Here is a 3,885-nt window from a genome sequence, read left to right on the forward strand (position 1 = left end):
GGGGCGCCCGCGGCCGCGGCCGCGGCAAGCCGGTGCGGCCCGGCCGGGGCGACAAGCCGCAGGAAGAAGGCCGTGACCGTGATCGCGACCGTGACCGTGGGGCCAGGCCGGCGCGCGACCAGCGCCGCGAAGAACCGCAGCGCGACCGCGAGGAGACGCGCCACCGCGAGCGCGACCGTGATCGCGATCGCGATCGGGGCGACCGTGGCGACCGTGGCGACCGGACCGATGGCCCGCCGGTGCGCGGCTTCGGCAACGACGTTCCGGCCTTCATGCTGATCCGCCGCCGCGGGCCGCTGAAGGCGATCCTCGATGAGCCGGTCGAGGAAGAGACCGTGACCGTGGACCCGGATGGCGGCGCGGACATGGCCGCTTGAATGATCCTGCTCCGGCCGCGGGGCCTCGCCTCAAGGGAAGGTTTTCCGCCTTCGCCTGGGACGATGCGTTGCGGCTGGAGGGGCAGTTAAGCGATGACGAACGTGCGATCCGCGACGCGGCGCACGATTACGCCCAGGAAAAATTGCAGCCGCGCGTGCTGCAGGCCTTCCGCCATGAAAGCTTCGACCGCGCCATTCTCGCCGAAATGGGGGAGCGGGGCTTCCTCGGCGCGACGCTCGATTCCCATGGCTGCGCCGATGTCTCCTATGTCGCTTACGGGCTGATCGCCCGCGAAATCGAGCGGGTGGATAGCGGCTATCGCAGCGCTTTTTCCGTGCAATCCTCTCTGGTGATGTACCCGGTCTGGGCGTTCGGGTCGGCGGCGCAGAAGGACCGCTATCTGCCGAAGCTGCGCAGCGGCGAATGGGTGGGCTGCTTCGGCCTGACCGAGCCGGATGCGGGATCGGACCCGGCTGCGATGCGCACGCGGGCGCGCAAGGTCGATGGCGGGTTTCTGTTGAACGGCGCCAAGACCTGGATCTCTAACGCGCCGGTCGCCGATGTGCTGCTGGTCTGGGCAAAAGACGATGCGGGCGACATACGCGGCTTTCTGGTCGAACGCGGCGCCGCCGGGCTGGAGACGCCGAAAATCGAGGGCAAGTTCTCGCTGCGCGCCTCCATCACCGGCATGATCATGATGCAGGACGTCTTCGTGCCGGACGACGCCATGCTGCCCGGCGTGAAAGGGCTGCGCGGCCCGTTTTCCTGCCTCAATAATGCGCGCTACGGCATCGCCTGGGGCGCGCTCGGCGCGGCGGAGTTTTGCTTCGCGGCGGCGCGCGCCTATACGCTGGACCGCACGATGTTCGGCCGCCCTTTGGCGCAGACCCAGCTGGTGCAAAAGAAGCTCGCCGACATGCAGACGGAAATCACGCTCGGCCTGCAAGCGGTGCTGCGCCTCGGCCGGCTGATGGACGCGGGCGAGGCGGCGCCGGAAATGATCTCGCTCTGCAAGCGCAATTCCTGCGGCAAGGCGCTGGAAATCGCCCGCGCCGCCCGTGACATGCACGGCGGCAACGGCATTGTCGACGAATATCACGTGATCCGCCACATGCTGAACCTGGAGACCGTGAACACCTATGAGGGCGCGCATGACGTGCACGCGCTGATCCTCGGGCGCGGGATCACGGGGCTTTCGGCGTTTTAAAGGCAAGAAAGGAAGCGCTTCTTTTTTGAAAAAAAGAAGCAAAAAACTTCTTTAAACTTTGGGCCCGTGCCGTTCGAGCGCCTCCGGCCCAGCGTAAAACAAAAGTTTTTTGCGCCGCTTTTTTTCAAAAAAGCGGCCTCTTTCTTCCCTTGGCTGTCCCCTTGCGCTACCGGACTTGCGAATGACCCATTGTGTTCACTTTGGCATTTGCGGCGGCTGCGCCGTGGATGACCGCCACGCCATCGACAAGTTTTCGCGCCTGAAAAACGCCCTGGCGCGCGCCGGGTTTCCGGCGGCGCCCATCGCCCCGCTGGTGGAAACGCCGCTTTCTACGCGGCGGCGTGTGGACCTCGGCGTCACGCGGCGCGGCGCGGAACTCTCCCTCGGCCTGCACCAGGCGCGTGGCGCGGAGGTAGTCGACATGCAGGAATGCGTGCTGCTGCGCCCCGAGATCCTGCGCCTGCTGCCGCCCTTGCGGGGTTTGCTGCGCCATTTGGAAGCTTTGCGCCGCGCCGGCTCCGTCATCATCAACTGGCTCGATGAAGGGCCGGACATTGTGCTGCGCCTGGATGCGGCGTTCACCGGACCGGACCGGACCAAGATCATCGCCTTCGCCCGCGCGCAGAATGCGCTGCGCATCAGCATCGCCACCGGCAATGATGAGCCGGAGCCGGCCATCATGCTCGCCCCGCCGGTGATTTCCTTCGCCGGGGTGAAAGTCGAGCCAGCGCCGGGCGCGTTTCTGCAGGCGAGCGCCGAGGGCGAGGCGGCTTTGGTGGAAGCCGTGCTGGCAGGGCTGCCGAAGCTCACGAAAAAATCCTGCATCGCCGAATTATTCGCGGGCTCGGGCACTTTGTCATTTCCGCTGGCGCAGCGTGCGAGGGTAGAAGCCTATGAGGGCCACGCTGGCGCGGTGGCGGCGCAGGATAGGGCCATCCGCACCCAGAACCTTGCCGGTCGCATGAGCATCGCGCAGCGCGACCTGCACCGCCGCCCGCTGCAGCCGGCCGATATGGCGGGCCGCGCCGCCTTGGTGCTGGACCCGCCTTACACCGGGGCGGCGGTGCAGATGCGCTTCCTTATCGCTGCCAACGTGCCGCGCGTGATCTATGTGAGCTGCAACCAAGATGCGCTGGCCGCTGACGCAACACAACTCCACCGCGCCGGCTACAATGTGCTGAACGCCACGCCGATCGACCAGTTTCCGTTCTCGGAGAATGTCGAAAGCGTGGTGGTGTTCGGGAAGGGGAAGTAAGGCTTCAGAGCCCGCTTTTTGAAAAAAGCGGCGCAAAACCGTCTTCGAGTCCGGGCCGGTGGCCGTGAGACCTGTACGGCCTCATTCAGGAAGGACCGTCAGGGCTTGGCCGCGGCGAATGAACTTATCGGCGGAATGGGAATCGAGATGCCGGGCGCGACCTGGACAGAGGTAGCCGTGGGGGCTGCCGCGGGCATGCCGGCGGCCGCCCCCTGGTCGCCCGAGGCTTGCGGTGGCGCGGCCTCGTTGGACGTGGAAACGGGCGCCGAGGGCGTCGCCGCGACACCGGCGGGCGGGACCGTGGGCGGATTCCCCGCGGGCACGGTTGCGCCCGCAGCCGGCGGGAGCGGGTTGGCGTGAACGGCGGCGGCTGCGGCGCCGCTCGGCGGCGCGGCGGTTTTGACCACCTGGGGTGCCGCTTGCTTCGCCCCCTGGGGCGCCGGTTTTTGCGCCGTTGCGGCGGCCGGCGCTGAGGCCTGCTCGGTATAATCAGGCACGATCCGTGCCTGCTGCGTGTCAGCGATCACCAGCACATGCTGCCCGATCGGGAGGGCGGTCTTGCTCGTCTGGGTGATGGACACCAGCTTATCGCCGGTCTCCTGGACGATATATTCCCAGCCCTTGGCATCCGCGACCGCCCGCTCGGCCGCCGTGCCGCCAATGCCCCCGACCAGGGCGCCCCCGATCGCGCCAAATGCACTGGCGACGGGGCTGCCCGGCACTTGTGCCCCAACCACGCCACCGGCGGCGCCACCGGCCGCCGCGCCGATCGCGCCACTCGCGCTGATCAAAACCTGCCGCACGCCGATAATCACCCCGCGTTGCACCATCGCCTCCTGCTGCGCGGCATTGGAGGCATAGGTGTTCGGGGAGTAACCCTCGCTGCACCCGGCGAGGGCAAGCGGCAAAAGAAGTCCCGGGAACAGGAAAAAGGGCAAAGCGTGGCGGCGCAAGGCGAGGTCCGTTTTTTCGTGTCAGAGGCAGGGGCGTGATATAGCCGCTGAGGCGGGCGCTGTCACCCTGGGGGCGGCAATCCGGCATTACG

Annotated in this window: 3 protein-coding genes and 1 pseudogene; 3 read left to right on the top strand and 1 reads right to left on the bottom strand. The window is 67.2% G+C overall.

Annotated elements, in window-relative coordinates; all coding sequences use genetic code 11:
- The 3 genes and pseudogenes from VNC39_RS06860 to VNC39_RS06870 all read left to right on the top strand — a co-directional run.
- Positions 1 to 377: pseudogene (locus tag VNC39_RS06860) on the top strand (hypothetical protein); the annotation flags it as partial.
- The gene (locus VNC39_RS06865; protein ID WP_325397502.1) at positions 374 to 1,585 is read left to right on the top strand and encodes an acyl-CoA dehydrogenase; all 1,212 of its coding nucleotides are present in this window, start codon (positions 374 to 376) and stop codon (positions 1,583 to 1,585) included. The pseudogene VNC39_RS06860 and the gene VNC39_RS06865, both read left to right, overlap by 4 nt.
- 223 nt (positions 1,586 to 1,808) lie before the next feature.
- Positions 1,809 to 2,840 carry a class I SAM-dependent RNA methyltransferase gene (locus VNC39_RS06870; protein WP_325397504.1) on the top strand — a complete coding sequence of 344 codons (1,032 nt, stop codon included), beginning with the start codon at positions 1,809 to 1,811 and terminating at the stop codon, positions 2,838 to 2,840.
- A 98-nt stretch (positions 2,841 to 2,938) separates the two neighbouring features.
- On the opposite strand, the gene VNC39_RS06875 is transcribed toward VNC39_RS06870, so the two are convergent.
- On the bottom strand, positions 2,939 to 3,748 hold the full coding sequence (locus VNC39_RS06875) for a hypothetical protein (protein ID WP_325397506.1): 810 nt from the start codon (positions 3,746 to 3,748) through the stop codon (positions 2,939 to 2,941).
- Positions 3,749 to 3,885 lie beyond the last annotated feature (137 nt).

It is taken from the genome of Acidocella sp., assembly GCF_035535915.1.
GTDB lineage: Bacteria > Pseudomonadota > Alphaproteobacteria > Acetobacterales > Acetobacteraceae > Acidocella.